14 protein-coding genes are annotated in these 17,870 nt (G+C 55.6%); 9 read left to right on the forward strand and 5 right to left on the reverse strand.

Annotation, left to right across the window (positions count from 1 at the left end; genetic code table 11):
- Positions 1–2 precede the first annotated feature (2 nt).
- Positions 3–875, reverse strand: a complete 873-nt coding sequence (locus AC6I8B_RS00665; RefSeq protein ID WP_010671660.1) for an alpha/beta hydrolase — start codon at positions 873–875, stop codon at positions 3–5.
- Positions 876–1,398: 523 nt separating this feature from the next.
- Positions 1,399–2,331, reverse strand: a complete 933-nt coding sequence (gene kdgK, locus AC6I8B_RS00670) for a 2-dehydro-3-deoxygluconokinase (RefSeq protein ID WP_010671661.1) — start codon at positions 2,329–2,331, stop codon at positions 1,399–1,401.
- A 284-nt stretch (positions 2,332–2,615) separates the two neighbouring features.
- On the opposite strand from kdgK, the gene AC6I8B_RS00675 reads away from it, so the two are divergent.
- On the forward strand, positions 2,616–4,676 hold the full coding sequence (locus AC6I8B_RS00675) for an AsmA family protein (protein WP_045140898.1): 2,061 nt from the start codon (positions 2,616–2,618) through the stop codon (positions 4,674–4,676).
- On the opposite strand, the gene ppiC is transcribed toward AC6I8B_RS00675, so the two are convergent.
- The gene (gene ppiC / locus AC6I8B_RS00680) at positions 4,677–4,958 is read right to left on the reverse strand and encodes a peptidylprolyl isomerase PpiC (protein WP_033780849.1); all 282 of its coding nucleotides are present in this window, start codon (positions 4,956–4,958) and stop codon (positions 4,677–4,679) included.
- A gap of 75 nt (positions 4,959–5,033) precedes the next feature.
- Between ppiC and rep the strand changes: the two genes are divergently transcribed.
- Positions 5,034–7,055 (forward strand): DNA helicase Rep, encoded by a 2,022-nt coding sequence (rep, locus tag AC6I8B_RS00685; protein ID WP_010257384.1) that lies wholly within the window; start codon positions 5,034–5,036, stop codon positions 7,053–7,055.
- Positions 7,056–7,098: 43 nt separating this feature from the next.
- On the opposite strand, the gene gppA is transcribed toward rep, so the two are convergent.
- Positions 7,099–8,583, reverse strand: coding sequence for a guanosine-5'-triphosphate,3'-diphosphate diphosphatase (gene gppA, locus AC6I8B_RS00690; RefSeq protein WP_010671664.1), 1,485 nt, complete (start codon positions 8,581–8,583; stop codon positions 7,099–7,101).
- A gap of 7 nt (positions 8,584–8,590) precedes the next feature.
- Entirely contained in the window at positions 8,591–9,883 is a 1,293-nt protein-coding gene (rhlB, locus tag AC6I8B_RS00695; protein WP_022624852.1) for an ATP-dependent RNA helicase RhlB, read from the reverse strand.
- 117 nt (positions 9,884–10,000) lie between these two features.
- Here rhlB and trxA point away from each other — a divergent pair, with 117 nt between their 5' ends.
- The 7 genes from trxA to rffG all read left to right on the forward strand — a co-directional run bounded on the left by trxA (position 10,001) and on the right by rffG (position 17,852).
- Positions 10,001–10,333, forward strand: coding sequence for a thioredoxin TrxA (trxA, locus tag AC6I8B_RS00700; protein WP_003851963.1), 333 nt, complete (start codon positions 10,001–10,003; stop codon positions 10,331–10,333).
- Positions 10,334–10,685: 352 nt separating this feature from the next.
- Positions 10,686–11,945 carry a transcription termination factor Rho gene (gene rho, locus AC6I8B_RS00705; protein WP_010257369.1) on the forward strand — a complete coding sequence of 420 codons (1,260 nt, stop codon included), beginning with the start codon at positions 10,686–10,688 and terminating at the stop codon, positions 11,943–11,945.
- Between the two features lie 280 nt (positions 11,946–12,225).
- The gene (gene wecA, locus AC6I8B_RS00710; RefSeq protein ID WP_022624853.1) at positions 12,226–13,311 is read left to right on the forward strand and encodes a UDP-N-acetylglucosamine--undecaprenyl-phosphate N-acetylglucosaminephosphotransferase; all 1,086 of its coding nucleotides are present in this window, start codon (positions 12,226–12,228) and stop codon (positions 13,309–13,311) included.
- Between the two features lie 27 nt (positions 13,312–13,338).
- Complete coding sequence (wzzE, locus tag AC6I8B_RS00715; protein WP_010257365.1) at positions 13,339–14,388, forward strand: ECA polysaccharide chain length modulation protein; 1,050 nt, start codon at positions 13,339–13,341, stop codon at positions 14,386–14,388.
- Between the two features lie 10 nt (positions 14,389–14,398).
- Positions 14,399–15,529: a non-hydrolyzing UDP-N-acetylglucosamine 2-epimerase gene (gene wecB, locus AC6I8B_RS00720; protein ID WP_010257363.1), complete on the forward strand. Its 1,131-nt coding sequence runs from the start codon at positions 14,399–14,401 to the stop codon at positions 15,527–15,529.
- Positions 15,526–16,785 carry a UDP-N-acetyl-D-mannosamine dehydrogenase gene (gene wecC, locus AC6I8B_RS00725; RefSeq protein ID WP_010257361.1) on the forward strand — a complete coding sequence of 420 codons (1,260 nt, stop codon included), beginning with the start codon at positions 15,526–15,528 and terminating at the stop codon, positions 16,783–16,785. Before wecB ends, wecC begins: the two co-directional genes overlap by 4 nt.
- On the forward strand, positions 16,782–17,852 hold the full coding sequence (gene rffG, locus AC6I8B_RS00730; RefSeq protein ID WP_033767584.1) for a dTDP-glucose 4,6-dehydratase: 1,071 nt from the start codon (positions 16,782–16,784) through the stop codon (positions 17,850–17,852). The genes wecC and rffG overlap by 4 nt, the downstream gene beginning before the upstream one ends.
- The last annotated feature ends 18 nt before the right edge of the window (positions 17,853–17,870 follow it).

A 17,870-nucleotide genomic window follows, 5' to 3' on the forward strand; every position in this document is an offset into this window, starting at 1 on the left:
AGTCAGGTTTTTGCCCTGAGCCACTCGGTCACTAACATCGGCCAGCTGGCGAGGGGCAAATCTGCCACGCCGCGGATACCAAATCCGTGCCCGCCTTTCTGATAGAAATGCACCTCTGCCGGGACCTTATGCTCACGCAGCGCGCCAAAAAACGCCATGCTGTGATTCACTGATACATCATCATCGTCGGCTGCGTGGATCAACAGCGTTGGCGGCACCAGCGGATGAACCCGGGTTTCCATTGAATAAGCGTCAATGGTTTTCTGATCGGGCCAGGCACCCAGCAGGCGGGTTCTGGCTCCTTCATGGGCGATGCCGTCCCGCATGCTGATTACCGGATAGACCAGTACCATCGCATCCGGACGCGGCGAGAAGTTTTCTGCGCCATCCTGCACCGGATAGAGTTTCTCTGCGAAACGCGTACCCAGACTGGCAGCCACGTGGCCACCCGCCGAAAAGCCCATCATGACGATATATTTACCATTCAGGCCGCGCTGCGCGCGTTCACGCAGGACGCGTACCGCGCGCTGAGCATCGGCCAGCGGCGCGTCGGGCCCTTCGTGATGTCCATCATAGGGCAGGCGATAAGTCATCACCGCCAGGGTGTAACCCATTGAGGTAAAGAATGTCGCCAGGGCGCTGCCTTCACGATCGATCATCACGCGCTGATAGCCACCGCCCGGTGCGACCAGCAGGGTAATCCCGTTTGATTCGACCGGATGCCAGATCGCCATCTCCGGGCAACGCACGCCGGTAGCGGCCCGATCGTAAGGCTCATACTCTTTTGCCATGTCGACAATCTGCGGCTGTGCGCGCGAATCGCTGGCGCCTGGCGCATCACCGTGTGGCCAGATATTAATAATTTCTGTGTGCATAAATAGATCCTGATGCGGGGAATATTTTAATTGTTTTGTTCGCGGCCGGAGAGAACAGCGTCCTGCTGTCTTTTGATTAAAAGATGGTCTTTTTTCAGGCAGTCGTCCATCCGAAAAGGGGGGATCTGACCAGATTCGGACTATGCCTGGTGGTGGATCTGTTTATTTAACTTATTAATTTTAATCAATAAATTATAAGAGAGCTTGAAGGGGGAGACCGCAGGGGATCTGTTATTAACCACAATTTTTCCGCTTAAGGTAAATAGCTGGCACGGCCCGCTTTATTAGCCGCAATTTACCGGATATCACGCTGTGCGTACTTAAGGCGACATAATGATTTTAGCGTCAGGATCACACCGCCACGCTGCAGGGGCTAACGTGCCAGTCTCATCTGGGAACGGATAGCATCGGTTACAGTCACGCAGCCAGACGTTACCAGCAGCCTAAAAAAATGCGCCCTCGGGCGCATTTTCTGGCATCGGCACGATCAGTGCCTGTATCAACGACACTGGCTAGCGCTCTGTCAGTCAGGCATCGCCTCTGCCGGAATAATCGCGCCGCGATGCTGAATCACGGTGCTGGCAGTCAGGTGTCCGCGCTGCGCGGCGACCTCTGCAGAGGCGCCGGTCAGACGGCGAGCCAGATAACCGGCACTGAACGAATCACCGGCTGCGGTGGTATCGATCACTTTCTCTTTCGCCAGACGTACCGCAGGCACATCAATCAGCGGTGCGTCGCCGGTGACCACCAGGCAGGAGTCTGCACCGCGCTTAATCACGATTTCGCTGGCACCCGCCTGGCGGGTACGCGCGATAACGTCATCCAGCGGCTCTTCGCCCCAGAGCAGATGTTCATCATCCAGTGTCAGGAAGGCGATATCGGTGCAGTTGAGCATGGCGCGATAAGCGGCCTGCGTGCTGGCCCGATCGGCCCATAAACGCGGGCGGTAGTTGTTATCGAAAATCACCTTGCCGCCATTAGCCCGGCAGCGCGCCAGCAGCACCATCAGCTTTTCACGACTGGCAGGCGGCAGAATCGCCAGGCTGATGCCGCTAAGATAGAGATAATCGTAGTGCGACAGCTGTTCAGCTATCTCTGCTGATTGCGGACTGTCGAGCCAGTAACGCGCGGCGGCATCACTGCGCCAGTACCAGAAGGTGCGCTCACCGTCGGCATCGGTTTCAATGAAATACAGGCCCGGCATTTTATTATCGAGCCGCTGAATCAGGTCAGTATTGACCTTCTCCTGCTGCCAGGCCGCGATCATTTGATCGCTGAACGAATCCGTACCCAGCGCAGTGACATAATCGACCCGTAACTGCTGCTCATCAACCTGGCGGGCGAGATAAACGGCCGTATTGAGCGTATCGCCGCCAAAGCCACGTTTAATGTTCTCACCCTTTTCGGACAGCTCAATCATGCATTCGCCGATGATGGCGATTTTTTTCTGCGTCATGGTTTCAGACCTGTAGTGAAATATCGCCTTAGTCTCGCGTCTGGTATGGCAGACGTCAATGGTTTTAAAACGGTGTTTTAATTTACCTTTTAAGGTGGCCATTAGTCCCGGTCTCGGGGATAAACGCCGGGAATGTCGGCTTTTTTTACCGCTTATGCTAACGAAATGGCTGAGAAACCCCTTTTTCTGAATTGAATCATCTTACTATCCCGCTTCCCTGATGCTGTTGCCCGCGGTCTCGACTATCTTTAACGCAGACCGTGAATGTGCAAGGAGAAAGCGTAATGTCGCGTACCGGGAAAATAGTCAGCTGGGTAGCAGGAATTCTGGTGTTGTTGATCGTGGTGATTATCGTCGTCATCGCGACCTTTGACTGGAATCGCCTGAAGCCCACCATCAATCAAAAAGTTTCAACCGAGTTAAACCGTCCCTTTGCGATACGCGGGGATCTGGGTATCGACTGGGCACGAAATCGCGACGAAGCAGGCTGGCGGCGCTGGGTGCCGTGGCCGCAGATCCATGCGGAAGATATCATGCTGGGGAATCCGCCTGACATTGCTGACGTCACCATGGTACATCTGCAGCGGGTCGATGCCACATTGTCACCGCTGTCGCTGCTGCACAAAGAACTGTTCATCCCGTGGATTAAATTGCAGCGGCCGGATGCGCGTCTGATCCAGACCGCGGATAAAAAGAACAACTGGACCTTTACCCTTGCCAATAGCGGCAAGGATGAGAAGAGTGCTGCGCCATCGGCCTGGTCATTCCGTCTGGATAATATTCTGTTCGATCAGGGCCAGATTCGTTATCGCGACGCCATTAACCGCGCAGATGTCACGGTGCAGGTTAATCCGCTGGGTAAACCGGTGCCGTATACGCAGATTGCCGGAGGCAATGACCAGCAGAAGGGCGCAGGCGACTTCGTCTTTGGCTGGCAGGCGAAGGGCACTTATAACAATGAGTCACTCAGCGGCGACGGTAAGATTGGCGGCATGCTGTCACTGCGCAGTCAGAACACCCCGTTCCCGATTCAGGCCGATCTGCGCAACGGCACCACCCGCGTTCAGGTGACCGGCGGTCTGCAGGATCCGATGAACCTCGGCGGGCTTAACGTGCGACTGCGCTTCTCGGGCGATACGCTGGCCAATCTCTATGGCCTGACCGGCGTTCTGCTGCCTGACACGCCACCTTATGAAACCGACGGCCATCTGATTGCTAAATTCAGCGGCGAAAAGGGCGCGGTCTACCGCTATGAGAAATTCAACGGACATATTGGCGACAGCGATATTCATGGGTCGCTGATCTACAGTCAGGTTAAACCCCGCCCGACACTCAGCGGCGAGCTGACCTCTGAGCAACTGCGCATGGCCGATCTGGGGCCGCTGATTGGCGTCGACTCTGGCAAAGGTAGTGAAAAAACGGCTCAGGCCAAAGCCCGGCGCGGGGAGAAATCGAATCAGCCCGCAGACCGCGTGCTGCCACACGATAAATTCGAAACCAAAAACTGGGACGTGATGGATGCCGACGTGAAGTTCAGCGGCAAACGGATCGAACACAGCAATTCACTGCCGTTAAGCGATCTCTATACCCATTTACAGCTGAAAAACGGTGATCTGCTGCTGGATCCGCTGCGCTTTGGTGTGGCGGGCGGCAATCTCAACAGCACTATCCGGCTGGAGGGCGATCACTCGCCGATGCGTGGCCGGGTTGATCTTCATGTCCGTAAGCTGCAGCTGCGTCAGCTCTTCCCGAATGTGGAGGCGATGAAGAACAGCCGTGGCCAGCTCAATGGCGATGCCAGCTTTACCGGCACCGGTAACTCCGTAGCCGATCTGCTGGCGACCAGCAACGGGCAACTTAAGCTGCTGATGAATGATGGTCTGATCAGCCGCAGCCTGATGGAAATTGCCGGACTCAACGTCGGTAACTACGTGGTGGGCAAACTGTTTGGCGATGACCAGGTGCGCATCAACTGCGCCGCCACCGATCTCAAACTGCAGAATGGTGTGGCGACGCCTAACCTGTTTGTGTTTGATACCGAGAACGCGATTATCAATGTTTCAGGCAACGCGAACTTCGCCAGTGAGCGGCTGGATCTGTCGGTGAATCCGGAGAGTAAGGGCGTCCGCATCGTAACGCTGCGCTCCCCGCTCTACGTGCGTGGCACCTTTAAAAATCCTGATGCGGGCGTGAAAACGGGGCCACTGCTGGCACGTGGTGCTGCTGCAGTGGCACTGGGCGCAGTAGTCGGCCCGGCGGCGGCGCTGCTGGCACTGATCTCTCCTAGTGATAACGAAGACAACCAGTGCAGCACCGTCCTGCAGCAGATGAAGCAGAAGAAGTAACTAGTTGCGATAGAGTACTTTGATAATGTGATAACCAAAGCCGGTCTTTACCGGCCCGTAAGGCGTCAGCAGCGGGCAGGTAAAGACCGCTTTATCAAAGGCCGGCACCATCTGTCCCTGCCGGAACTCGCCCAGATCGCCGCCATTCCGGCCGGAAGGACAGGTTGAGTGCTTCTTTGCCAGCTGCTGGAAATTGCCACCCTTCGCCAGTTTCGCCAGAATCTCTTTTGCCAGCGTTTCCTCTTTGACCAGGATGTGTAAAGCCGCCGCGGTTTTCGCCATGTTGGTATCTCGGTTGTGTATAATTGCCGCCCATTATAAACCCCTTTCTTTTGATTCAATCAGGCGATTTCTCCTATGCGTTTAAACCCCAGCCAACAACGTGCCGTCGAATTTGTTACCGGTCCCTGTCTGGTGCTGGCGGGCGCGGGATCGGGCAAAACCCGCGTGATTACCAATAAAATCGCCCATCTGATCCGTGAATGCGGCTATCAGGCGCGCCACATCGCCGCAGTGACCTTTACCAATAAAGCCTCGCGCGAAATGAAAGAGCGTGTGGCGCAGACGCTGGGCCGCAAAGAGGCGCGCGGCCTGCTGATCTCCACCTTCCATACGCTGGGGCTGGAGATCATCAAACGCGAAACCGCGGCGCTGGGCATGAAGTCAAACTTCTCGCTGTTCGACGATCAGGATCAGCTCGCCCTGCTGAAAGAGCTGACAAAAGAGTGGCTGGAAGAGGATAAGACGCTGCTACAGCAGCTCATCTCCACCATCTCGAACTGGAAAAATGATCTGATCGATCCGCAGGGCGCCGCCGCGCTGGCGCGATCGCAGCAGGATAATATTTTTGCTCACTGCTACGCCCTCTACAGCCAGCATCTTAAGTCGTGCAACGTGCTCGATTTCGACGATTTGATTCTGCTGCCGACGCTGCTGCTGCAGCGTAATCAGGAGGTGCGTGAACGCTGGCAGCAGCGTATCCGCTATCTGCTGGTGGATGAGTATCAGGATACCAACACCAGCCAGTATGAACTGGTTAAGCTGCTGGTGGGCGCGCGGGCGCGCTTCACGGTGGTGGGCGATGATGATCAGTCTATCTACTCCTGGCGCGGCGCACGCCCGCAGAATCTGGTGCTGCTGAATCAGGATTTCCCGGCGCTGGAGGTGGTGAAGCTGGAGCAGAACTACCGCTCTTCGCAGCGCATACTGAAAGCGGCAAATATCCTGATTGCCAATAACCCGCACGTCTTTGAGAAGCGGCTCTTTTCGGAGCTGGGGCAGGGCAGCGAGCTGAAGGTGCTTACTGCCAACAGCGAAGAGCATGAAGCGGAGCGGGTCACTGGCGAGCTCATCGCGCATCACTTTATCAACCGGACGCAGTACAAAGATTACGCGATTCTTTATCGTGGCAACCATCAGTCCCGAACCTTTGAAAAGTTTCTGATGCAGAACCGCATCCCTTATCGCATCTCTGGCGGTACTTCGTTCTTCTCACGGCCCGAGATCAAAGATCTGCTCGCCTATCTGCGCGTGCTGACCAATCCTGAGGATGACAGCGCGTTTCTGCGCATCGTCAATACGCCGCGCCGTGAGATTGGCCCGGCTACGCTGCAGAAGCTCGGTGAGTGGGCCAACCTGCGCAGCAAGAGCCTGTTTAACGCCAGTTTTGATGTCGGTCTGGGGCAGACGCTGAGTGGCCGCGGTCTGGAGCATCTGCAGCGCTTCACCCACTGGCTGAATGAGATTATCCAGCTGACCGAACGTGAGCCGGTAAACGCAGTGCGTGATTTGATTCGCGGCATCGACTACGAAAGCTGGCTGTTCGAAACCTCCGGCAGCCCGAAAGCCGCAGAGATGCGGATGAAGAACGTCAACACGCTGTTTCAGTGGATGACCGAAATGCTTGAGGGCAGCGATATCGATGAGCCGATGACGCTGGCGCAGGTGGTGACGCGCTTTACCCTGCGCGACATGATGGAGCGCGGTGAAAGCGATGAAGAGCTGGATCAGGTGCAGCTGATGACGCTGCACGCCTCCAAAGGGCTGGAGTTCCCCTATGTGTTCCTGGTGGGCATGGAGGAGGGGCTGTTACCGCATCAGAGCAGTATCGATGAAAATAATATCGAAGAGGAGCGTCGCCTGGCCTACGTGGGGATCACACGGGCGCAGAAAGAGCTGACCTTTACCCTGTGTCGCGAACGCCGGCAATATGGTGAATTAATCCGGCCGGAGCCGAGCCGTTTTCTGCTGGAACTGCCGCAGGACGATCTGCAATGGGAGACCGAGCGCAAAGTGGTCAGTGCGGAGGAGCGGATGAAAACCGGTCAGAGCCGGGTGGCCGGTCTGAGAGCGATGCTGGATAAGGCGAAAAAGAGTTAAACCAGTGCAGGAGGCGAAGGAGATTCGCCTCACGCGACGGCAATTACGACAGGGTTAATAACCAGTGGACGTAAGACTGATAATGGCTTTCCTGCTCCAGCAGCTCACTGCGCAACGGATGGGCCTCCAGCCAGCCCGCGGGCAGGGTCAGATGCAGGGCATCATCGTCTGCCTGTAGCCGCACCGCAGGCAGGGTGTCATCGCGACGACGGGTGGAGAAAATAATCGCCAGCCGCAGCAGACGGCACATCCGTTCCGCCAGCCGCGGCGGCAGGGCGTTCTGCTGAGTCAGCAAAGCCAGATCGATGCTGCCGCTCTGGTTTTGCAGTAAACAGGCCAGTAGCTTCTTCTGTGCCGGTGTGAAACCAGGAAGATCGAGGTGACGCACCAGATACGCCGCATGCTGCGGCGCATGACGGAAGTCAACGCTCAGGCCGATTTCGTGGATCGCGCAGGCGCTGAGCAGCAACTCACGACAGCGCTGATCCAGCTTCCACAACGTGGAAACCTGACGGAAAAAGCTCTCCGCCAGCTGACGCACGCGATCCGCCTGCTCAACATCAATGCTGAAACGGCGCTGGACGTTATGCAGTGTACGGGTTCGGATATCCCGGTCGATGGGCAGATGCAGCATGCCGTAGACCAGTCCTTCACGCAGTGCGCCGCCCGCCAGCGTCATGCTATCGATACTGAGCTCCTGGAAGATGGCGATCAGAATCGACAGGCCGCTGGGGAACACCAGCGCCCGCTCCAGCGTCAGCCCTTCGATTTCCAGCTCTTCCAGTTTGCCGCACTGAATGGCGCGCTGCTTCAGCTGCTGCAGCTTATTCAGCGTGATGCGCTCATCCATGCCCTGCGCCACCATGATCTCCTGCAGCGCCTGAACCGTGCCAGAGGCACCAACACAGGCCTGCCAGCCCTGCTCACGCAGTTGCGCTGCAATGGGCTGGATCATTTCACGCGCCGCCAGCTCGGCCTGGTCAAAGTTCTCTTTTGCCAGATGACGATCGCTGAAGAAGCGCTCCAGCCACGTCACACAGCCCATCGACAGACTGAACAATACCGACGCGTGCGATCCGTCGCCGGTGGCCAGCTCGGTGCTGCCGCCGCCGATATCGACCACTAAACGCTGGTCGGAACCGCCGGTGGTGTGGGCCACGCCCTGATAAATCAGGCGCGCCTCTTCTTCACCGCTGATGACGTTGATGGTACAGCCAAGGATCTGTTGGGCGGTGTCGAGGAAGGTCTGCGCATTGGCAGCCAGACGCAGCGTGGCGGTCGCCACCACGCGGATCTGATCGGGGGGAATATCCTGCAGTTGTTCAGAGAACAGTCTGAGGCATTGCCAGCCTCGCGACATCGCGTCGGCTGACAACAGGTTATTTTTATCCAGACCGGCAGCAAGGCGAACCTTGCGCTTAATTTTTGCAACGGTCTGGATACTGCCAGAGACCTCGCGCACCACCAACATATGAAAGCTGTTAGACCCTAAATCAATCGCTGCATAAAGTGACGATGCGCTTAGCATGGTGGCCTTAACCTGAACGTTTACGGTTGTTGTTGCGTGGAGCACCGCGACGATTGGCGTTATTCCCTCCGCGACGTGGGCCATTGCCGGAACGGCTGCGTTGCAGACGCTTAGGCGGCGGTAAATCCGTTAACAACGCCTCGCTGCTGTACTTGCTGACCGGGATGCTGTGGCCGATGTACTCTTCAATTGAAGGCAGATTCAGCGCGTATTCTTCACAGGCCAGGCTGATTGAATGACCGCTGGCGCCTGCACGACCGGTACGGCCAATACGGTGAACGTAATCTTCACAGTCGTCTGGCAGATCGTAGTTAAAGACGTGGGTAACAGCCGGGATGTGCAGACCGCGAGCAGCCACGTCAGTGGCGACCAGAATATCCACATCACCTTTGGTGAAGTCATCCAGAATGCGCAGGCGCTTCTTCTGAGCAACGTCGCCGGTCAGCAGGCCGACACGATGTCCATCGGCAGCCAGGTGGCCCCAGATATCTTCACAGCGGTGCTTGGTGTTGGCGAAAATAATGGCGCGATCGGGCCACTCTTCTTCCAGCAGGGTCTGCAACAGGCGCATTTTCTCTTCGTTAGACGGATAGAAAAGCTCTTCCTGAATGCGATGGCCGGTTTTCTGTTCCGGTTCCACTTCCACATATTCAGCACTGTTCATGTGCTCAAACGCCAGTTCACGGACGCGGTAGGAGAGGGTCGCCGAGAACAGCATGCTCAGACGCTGAGTCGCCGGCGGCATGCGACGGAACAGCCAGCGAATATCTTTAATAAAGCCGAGATCGAACATACGATCGGCTTCGTCCAGCACCATGACCTGAATAGCACCGAGGTTGACGTGATTCTGTTTCGCGTAGTCGATCAGGCGACCGGTGGTAGCCACCAGAATATCAACGCCCTGCTCCAGCACTTTAAGCTGTTTGTCATAACCGTCTCCGCCATAGGCGAGACCCAGTTTCAGGCCGGTTGAGGCGGTAAGGGGTTCTGCATCTGCATGAATCTGCACAGCAAGTTCACGCGTCGGCGCAAGAATTAATGCCCGTGGCTGGTTAACCTGACGACCTTCCGCCGCAGGATGAGAGAGAAGATGATGAAACGTTGACGTCAGAAACGCCATCGTTTTGCCGGTACCGGTTTGCGCCTGGCCTGCAACATCACGCCCTGAAAGCGTAAAAGGCAGAGCTAACGCCTGAATCGGCGTGCAGTATTGAAAGCCTTTAGTATCAAGGGCTTCCACCACTTTTGGGTGCAGGGCGAAGTCGGAAAACTTCTGTTCAGTTAAGTGTGTTTTGCTCATAGTGTGGTAGAATATCAGCTTACTATCGCTTTACGAAAGCGTATCCGATGAAATAAAGTCAACCAACATTGGTATATTTTACGCCAATTCGCCAGGCATAATCTTGTGGAGTAAAACATGAGCAGCGATAAAATCGTTCATCTGACTGATGACAGTTTCGACACCGACGTGCTGAAAGCCGACGGCGTTACACTGGTAGATTTCTGGGCTGAATGGTGCGGTCCTTGCAAAATGATCGCGCCAATCCTTGATGAAGTTGCAGAAGAGTATGATGGCAAGCTGACCATCGCTAAGCTGAATATTGATGATAACCCAGGCACGGCACCGAAGTATGGCATTCGTGGTATCCCGACGCTGCTGCTGTTTAAAAATGGCGAAGTCGCCGCGACCAAAGTGGGCGCGCTGTCTAAAGGCCAGCTGAAAGAGTTCCTGAACGCCAATCTGGCGTAATTCAGGGCTGAATGTCCGGCAGTGGTGAATTTATCTCCTGCTGCTGGACGTTCGCTTTCAGGCGTGCTAATTTACCAGCACTGCATTACGAACTTACCTTGTAGTTAGCATCTAAAAGTTTTCCCTTGTTGAACCCTGTCGCCCTGTACCTTATAAAGATTGAACGGTTCAGCAATCTTACGGTTAGCTCCAACTCTGGCATCACATTCGGACATCTCCCTGCATACCGATCGCCATTCCATACGATGATCGTCAGGAAGAGCCGAAAAGAGCCATTAACGGCATGGATTAGTTGCCATACCATTCACGACAAACATTCCGAGTATTACCCCGAGTTTAAGAACCCATCACTATGAATCTTACCGAATTAAAGAATACGCCGGTTGCTGAGCTGGTTACTCTCGGCGAAAATATGGGACTGGAAAACCAGGCTCGTATGCGCAAGCAGGACATTATCTTTTCAATCCTGAAGCAGCACGCGAAAAGCGGCGAAGACATCTTCGGTGATGGCGTGCTGGAGATCCTTCAGGATGGATTTGGATTCCTCCGTTCCGGAGACAGCTCCTACCTCGCCGGCCCTGATGATATCTACGTTTCCCCTAGTCAAATCCGCCGCTTCAACCTCCGCACTGGTGACACCATCTCTGGCAAAATCCGTCCACCGAAAGAGGGTGAACGTTATTTTGCGCTGCTGAAAGTTAACGAAGTTAACTACGACAAGCCGGAAAATGCGCGTAATAAGATTCTGTTCGAAAACCTCACGCCGCTGCACGCAAATAAACGTCTGCGTATGGAGCGGGGTAATGGCTCAACGGAAGATTTAACCGCTCGCGTACTGGATCTGGCATCGCCAATTGGTCGTGGCCAGCGTGGTCTGATTGTTGCACCACCGAAAGCCGGTAAAACCATGCTGCTGCAGAACATCGCGCAGAGCCTGGCGCACAACTATCCGGACTGTACCCTGATGGTACTGCTGATCGATGAGCGCCCGGAAGAAGTCACCGAGATGCAGCGTCTGGTGAAAGGCGAAGTTATCGCCTCAACCTTCGATGAGCCAGCTTCACGCCACGTTCAGGTTGCTGAAATGGTGATCGAGAAGGCCAAGCGTCTGGTTGAACACAAGAAAGATGTCATCATCCTGCTCGACTCCATTACACGTCTGGCACGTGCTTACAACACCGTGGTTCCTGCTTCAGGTAAAGTCCTGACCGGTGGTGTGGATGCCAACGCCCTGCATCGTCCAAAGCGTTTCTTTGGTGCTGCACGTAACGTGGAAGAGGGCGGTAGCCTGACCATCATCGCGACCGCGCTGGTTGATACCGGTTCGAAGATGGATGAAGTGATTTACGAAGAGTTTAAAGGTACCGGTAACATGGAACTGCATCTCGCCCGTAAAATCGCTGAAAAACGCGTCTTCCCGGCGATTGATTACAACCGCTCTGGTACGCGTAAAGAAGAGCTGCTCACCTCTCAGGAAGAGCTGCAGAAGATGTGGATCCTGCGTAAGATTATTCACCCGATGGGCGAAATCGACGCAATGGAATTCCTCATCAACAAGCTGGCGATGACCAAAACTAATGATGAATTCTTCGATATGATGAAGCGTTCTTAATCCGATACTGCCTGGCCGAACCACAGATTCGGCTTTTTTAGTCCAGATGCGCAGAAAATCGACCTCACGCCACGTCTCAACGTGGCGTTTTTCATTTGTGAGCTATAGGATTGAACACTGGCAGGAGCATTTATAATGACTGTGGTAGCGATGGCGAACTTTTGACCGTTCGTCTGTCTCTTTATGCAGAATTCGGAATCCGACACAGCGATAGGCGCGTTTTTTCGCGTATTGTTGTGCGGGATGTTAGCTGAGAGCGTTTAACGTGAATTTACTCACTATGAGTACTGAGCTTGGTTTAATTTTTCTCTTTTCCCTGGCTTTCCTCTTTTTTGCTCGAAAAGCAGCTAAAAAAATTGGTTTAGTTGATAAGCCTAACTCACGTAAACGCCATCATGGCGCGATTCCGTTGGTGGGCGGCATTTCTGTGTTCGCAGGTATCTGCTTTACGTTTGCCATTACCAACTACTATCTGCCTCACGCGCTGCTCTATCTGGGCTGCGCCGGTGTTCTGGTGCTGGTTGGCGCACTGGATGACCGTTTCGATATCAGCGTCAAGATCCGCGCGGTGGTGCAGGCGATTGTCGCACTGGTGATGATGTTTGGCGCAAAACTCTATCTGCTTAGCCTGGGCTTTATCGTCGGCCCGTTCGAGCTTATCGTGGGGCCGTTCGGCTATGTGCTGACGCTGTTTGCCGTCTGGGCCGCGATCAACGCCTTTAATATGGTGGATGGGATCGATGGTCTGCTGGGCGGACTCTCCTCGGTCACTTTTGCCGCCATGGGGATCATCCTCTATTTCGACGGCCAGACCAGCCTCGCGATGTGGTGTTTTGCGATGATTGCCGCCACGCTGCCCTATATCCTGCTTAACCTCGGCTTCCTTGGCCGTCGCTTCAAAGTTTTTATGGGCGATGCCGGCAGCACCATGATCGGGTTCACCATTATCTGGATTCTGCTGGAAACGACGCAGGGTCTGAGCCATCCCATTACGCCCGTTACCGCACTGTGGCTTATTGCCATTCCTCTGATGGATATGGTGGCGATTATGTATCGTCGCCTGCGTAAAGGCATGAGTCCATTCTCGGCTGACCGTCAGCACATCCATCATCTGATTATGCGTGCCGGCTTTACCTCCCGTCAGGCCTTTGTACTGATTACCGTTGCGGCGGCCATTCTCGCCGGTATCGGTGTGCTGGGTGAATATCTGGCATTTATCCCGGAGTGGGTGATGCTGCTGCTGTTCCTGGGCGCGTTTATGGTTTACGGCTACTGCCTCAAACATGCATGGCGCGTGGCGCGACGTGTCCGCCGCATTAAGCGCCGTCTGAGCCATCATCGCGAAGCAAAAAACAAATTACCCTGAAAAGAGCTGATAAAGGATACCTCTGCCATGCCTTCTGACGTTGTGGACAACGAACTGGATATTCGCAGCTTTTGCTGCCGTTTATGGCGTGGCAAGCGCTGGATTATCGGGCTGGCGCTGCTGTTTGCTCTGGTCGCCTGGCTGGCCACGCTGCTGCTGAAACAGGTCTGGAGCACCACGGCGATCACCGATCGTCCGACGGTGAACATGCTGGGTTCTTACTATGCGCAGCAGCAATTCCTGACCAATCTGGATGTGCGCAATAACGCCTTAACCCTGGCCGCACCTTCACCTACGGTGATGGATCAGGTTTATCAGGAGTTCACCATGCAACTCGCCTCCTGGGATACGCGTCGTGAGTTCTGGCAGCAAACGGATTATTACAAGAGTCGTAAAACCGGCAATGCGCATAATGATGCCGCGCTGCTCGACGATATGATCGGCAATATCCTGTTCACGCCCGCTGACGCGGCACATAACCTGCCCGATAACGTGAAACTCAAAGCGGAAACCGCTGGCGACGCCAATAATCTGCTGCGTCAGTACATCGCCTATGCCAGTGAGCGCGCCGCGCGTCATCTGAATGATGAGCTAAAAGGTGCCTGGCGGGCGCGTACCGACCAGTTGCAGGCGCAGGTGAAACGTCAGGAAGATGTGGCTAATGCGGTGTTTCAGCGCCAGCAGCATCGACTGGAGCAGGCGCTGAAGATCGCCAGCCAGCAGGGCATCAATGAGAAACAGACGCGTGAAGCGGGTGAAAATCTGGCAGACAGCGACCTGTTTCTGCTGGGCCAGCCCGTTTTACAGGGACAGCTGGATACGCTGCGCGCTACCGGTCCGGAGTTTGATATCAGCTATGATCAGAACAGAGCAATGCTGACCACGCTGCAGACCGGGCCAAAACTGAACAGCCAGTTCCAGACCTACCGTTATCTGCGTACGCCGGAAGAGCCAGTATCACGTGACAGTCCGCGACGTCTGTTCATGATGATTATGTGGGGTGCCATTGGGGCATTAACAGGCGCGGGAGTGGCGCTGGCACGTCGTCCGCGTCTGATGTCAGACACGCATGAGTGAGAGAAACAGTGTGAAAGTTCTGACGGTATTTGGTACTCGTCCCGAAGCGATCAAAATGGCACCGCTGGTTCAGGCGCTGGCGCAGGATCCCGCTTTCGAATCGCGACTGTGCGTCACCGCACAGCATCGCGAAATGCTCGATCAGGTGCTGCGCCTGTTCAAGCTGCAGCCGGACTATGATCTCAATATTATGCGTCCCGAGCAGGGGCTGACCGAGATCACCTGCCGCATTTTAGAGGGCATGAAAACCGTCCTGCTCGACTTCAAACCGGACATCGTGCTGGTGCATGGTGACACCACCACCACACTGGCGGCGAGCCTGGCGGCATTTTATCATCAGATTCCGGTCGGGCATGTGGAGGCCGGTCTGCGTACCGGCGATCTCGCCTCGCCATGGCCGGAAGAGGGTAACCGTAAACTTACCGGTCATCTTGCCCATCTGCATTTCACCCCCACCTCCCGATCGCGTCAGAATCTGTTGCAGGAAAATCTGCCCGATGCGCGCATTATCGTGACCGGCAATACGGTCATTGATGCGCTGCTGTGGGTTCGCGACAGGGTGCTGGATGACAGCAATCTGAATGCACAACTGGCAGCGCGCTATCCGTTTCTCGACCCGGATAAGAAACTGGTGCTGGTCACCGGACATCGTCGCGAAAGCTTTGGTGGCGGCTTTGAACGTATCTGCAGCGCGCTGGCGCAGATTGCCCGCCAGCATCCCGAGGCGCAGATTGTCTATCCGGTGCACCTTAATCCCAATGTCAGCGAACCGGTAAACCGGATTCTCAGCGGCATTGAGAATATCATTCTGATTGAACCGCAGGAGTATCTGCCTTTTGTCTGGCTGATGAACCGCGCCTGGCTCATCCTCACTGACTCCGGTGGCATTCAGGAGGAAGCGCCTTCGCTGGGTAAACCGGTGCTGGTGATGCGTGATACTACCGAGCGGCCTGAAGCGGTCGACGCCGGCACCGTCAAACTGGTGGGAACCGATATCGCCCGAATCGTGGCGGAGGTCAGCAGCTTGCTGACTGACGACGCTGCCTGGCAGGCGATGAGCCACGCCCATAATCCGTATGGCGATGGCAAAGCCTGTGGTCGTATTTTACAAGCCTTAAAAGATAACCGAGCCGAATTATGAGTTTTGAAACCATCTCCGTGATTGGACTGGGATACATTGGGCTGCCGACGGCAGCCGTTTTTGCCTCAAAGGGAAAAAAAGTGGTGGGCGTGGATATCAACGCGCGCGCCGTTGAAACCATCAATCGTGGCGCGATCCATATCGTGGAACCCGATTTAGATCAGGTGGTGCATGCGGCTGTTACGCGTGGCGATCTGCGCGCCACCACGCAGCCGGAAGCCGCCGACGCTTTTCTTATCGCCGTTCCGACCCCTTTTAAAGATGAGCATCAGCCCGATCTGCGCTTTGTGAAAGCCGCGGCGGAGTCGATTGCGCCGGTACTGAAAAAGGGCGACCTGGTGATTCTGGAGTCGACCTCACCGGTGGGCAGCACCGAACAGATGGCCGACTGGCTGGCGGCGGCGCGTCCCGACCTGCGCTTTCCTCAGCACGGCGATACGCCCGATATTTTTGTTGCCTACTGTCCGGAGCGCGTGCTGCCTGGTCAGGTGATGGTTGAGCTGATTAACAACGACCGGGTGATTGGCGGCATGACGCCAGCCTGTTCCGCCCGCGCCAGCGAGCTTTATCGGCTGTTTTTAAAAGGCGAATGCGTTGAAACCAACGCCCGAACCGCCGAGATGTGTAAGCTGACAGAAAACAGCTTCCGTGACGTGAATATCGCCTTTGCCAATGAGCTGTCGCTGATTTGTGCCGATCAGGGGATTAACGTCTGGGAGCTGATTGCGCTGGCGAATCGCCATCCGCGCGTCAACATTCTGCAGCCGGGCCCAGGCGTCGGCGGTCACTGTATCGCCGTCGATCCCTGGTTCATCGTGGCGCAGAATCCTGAATTAGCCCGCCTGATCCGCACCGCGCGCGAGGTCAATGACGCCAAGCCTCAGTGGGTGCTGGACCAGGTGAAAACCGCGCTGGCGGACTGCCTGACACAGACCGGCAAGCGCGCCAGCGATATCACCATCGCCTGCTTTGGCCTGGCCTTTAAACCCAATATTGACGACCTGCGCGAAAGCCCGGCGGTGGGCGTGGCACAGAAAATTGCAGAGTGGCACAGCGGCACCACCTGGGTGGTTGAACCCCATATTGAGCAGCTTGCTGACGCACTGGCCGACAAAGCCGTGCTGGTCTCTGCCGGGCAGGCGCTGGAACAGGCCGATATTCTGGTGATGCTGGTCGATCACCGCGCCTTCCGCGCCATTGATGGCGCCAGCGTTCAGCAGAACTGGATTGTCGACACCAAAGGTGTGTGGCGATGAGGCGTTTTCTGATCACGGGCGGTGCCGGGTTTATCGGTTCTGCACTGGTGCGCTTTCTGATCGCAGAAACCGAACATCAGGTGGTGGTGGTCGATAAACTCAGCTACGCCGGAAATCTGGCGTCACTCGCCAGCGTTGCCGACTCGCCCCGCTTTCATTTTGAGCAGGTCGATATCTGCGATCGCCCGGCACTTGATCAGGTGTTTGCCCGTCATCAGCCAGACTGTGTGATGCATCTTGCGGCTGAAAGCCATGTGGATCGCTCGATTGACGGGCCGGTAGCCTTTATCGAGACCAATATTGTCGGGACTTATCAGTTGCTGGAAGCCGCGCGTTTTTACTGGCAAAACCTGGATGACGCGCGCAAAACCGCCTTTCTGTTCCACCATATCTCGACAGATGAAGTCTTTGGCGATCTGCACGACAGCCAGGCTTACTTCACCGAAACCACACCCTATGCGCCAAGCAGTCCTTACGCCGCCAGCAAGGCCAGCAGCGACCATTTAGTGCGAGCCTGGCTGCGCACTTACGGTCTGCCCACGCTGGTCACCAACTGTTCAAATAACTACGGCCCCTGCCATTTCCCGGAGAAGCTGATCCCGCTGACCATCATCAATGCGCTGGCCGGAAAAGCCTTACCGGTTTACGGCAACGGACAGCAGATTCGTGACTGGCTCTACGTCGAAGATCACGCCCGCGCACTCTATCAGGTGGTCAGCCATGGCAAGCCAGGCGAAACTTATAATATTGGCGGCCATAACGAGCGACGCAATATTGAGGTGGTTGAAACTATCTGCAGCCTGCTTGAAGAGCTGGCCGCAGAGCAGAAACCTGCCGGGCTGGCGCATTACCGCGACCTGATTACCTATGTCACTGACCGCCCCGGTCACGATCAGCGCTATGCCATTGATGCCAGTAAAATCGCGCATGAACTTGGCTGGGTACCGCAGGAAACCTTTGAAAGCGGCATGCGTAAAACCGTGGCATGGTATCTGGCCAATCCCACCTGGTGGCAGGCTATTCTGGATGGCCGCTATCAGGGCGAACGCCTTGGCTTATCGCAATAAACCCGCGTAAGGAGCAGC

This window comes from Pantoea sp. X-Soil-ISGK-285 (genome assembly GCF_059730815.1).

What these genes read in the sequence shown, in the direction of transcription:
- rho (WP_010257369.1), top strand. Translation starts at nt 10,686, where the DNA reads ATGAATCTTACCGAATTAAAGAATACGCCGGTTGCTGAGCTGGTTACT.
- wecA (WP_022624853.1), top strand. Translation starts at nt 12,226, where the DNA reads ATGAGTACTGAGCTTGGTTTAATTTTTCTCTTTTCCCTGGCTTTCCTC.
- wzzE (WP_010257365.1), top strand. Translation starts at nt 13,339, where the DNA reads ATGCCTTCTGACGTTGTGGACAACGAACTGGATATTCGCAGCTTTTGC.
- ppiC (WP_033780849.1), bottom strand. Translation starts at nt 4,958, where the DNA reads ATGGCGAAAACCGCGGCGGCTTTACACATCCTGGTCAAAGAGGAAACG.
- gppA (WP_010671664.1), bottom strand. Translation starts at nt 8,583, where the DNA reads ATGCTAAGCGCATCGTCACTTTATGCAGCGATTGATTTAGGGTCTAAC.
- AC6I8B_RS00675 (WP_045140898.1), top strand. Translation starts at nt 2,616, where the DNA reads ATGTCGCGTACCGGGAAAATAGTCAGCTGGGTAGCAGGAATTCTGGTG.
- kdgK (WP_010671661.1), bottom strand. Translation starts at nt 2,331, where the DNA reads ATGACGCAGAAAAAAATCGCCATCATCGGCGAATGCATGATTGAGCTG.
- rffG (WP_033767584.1), top strand. Translation starts at nt 16,782, where the DNA reads ATGAGGCGTTTTCTGATCACGGGCGGTGCCGGGTTTATCGGTTCTGCA.
- trxA (WP_003851963.1), top strand. Translation starts at nt 10,001, where the DNA reads ATGAGCAGCGATAAAATCGTTCATCTGACTGATGACAGTTTCGACACC.
- rep (WP_010257384.1), top strand. Translation starts at nt 5,034, where the DNA reads ATGCGTTTAAACCCCAGCCAACAACGTGCCGTCGAATTTGTTACCGGT.
- rhlB (WP_022624852.1), bottom strand. Translation starts at nt 9,883, where the DNA reads ATGAGCAAAACACACTTAACTGAACAGAAGTTTTCCGACTTCGCCCTG.
- AC6I8B_RS00665 (WP_010671660.1), bottom strand. Translation starts at nt 875, where the DNA reads ATGCACACAGAAATTATTAATATCTGGCCACACGGTGATGCGCCAGGC.
- wecC (WP_010257361.1), top strand. Translation starts at nt 15,526, where the DNA reads ATGAGTTTTGAAACCATCTCCGTGATTGGACTGGGATACATTGGGCTG.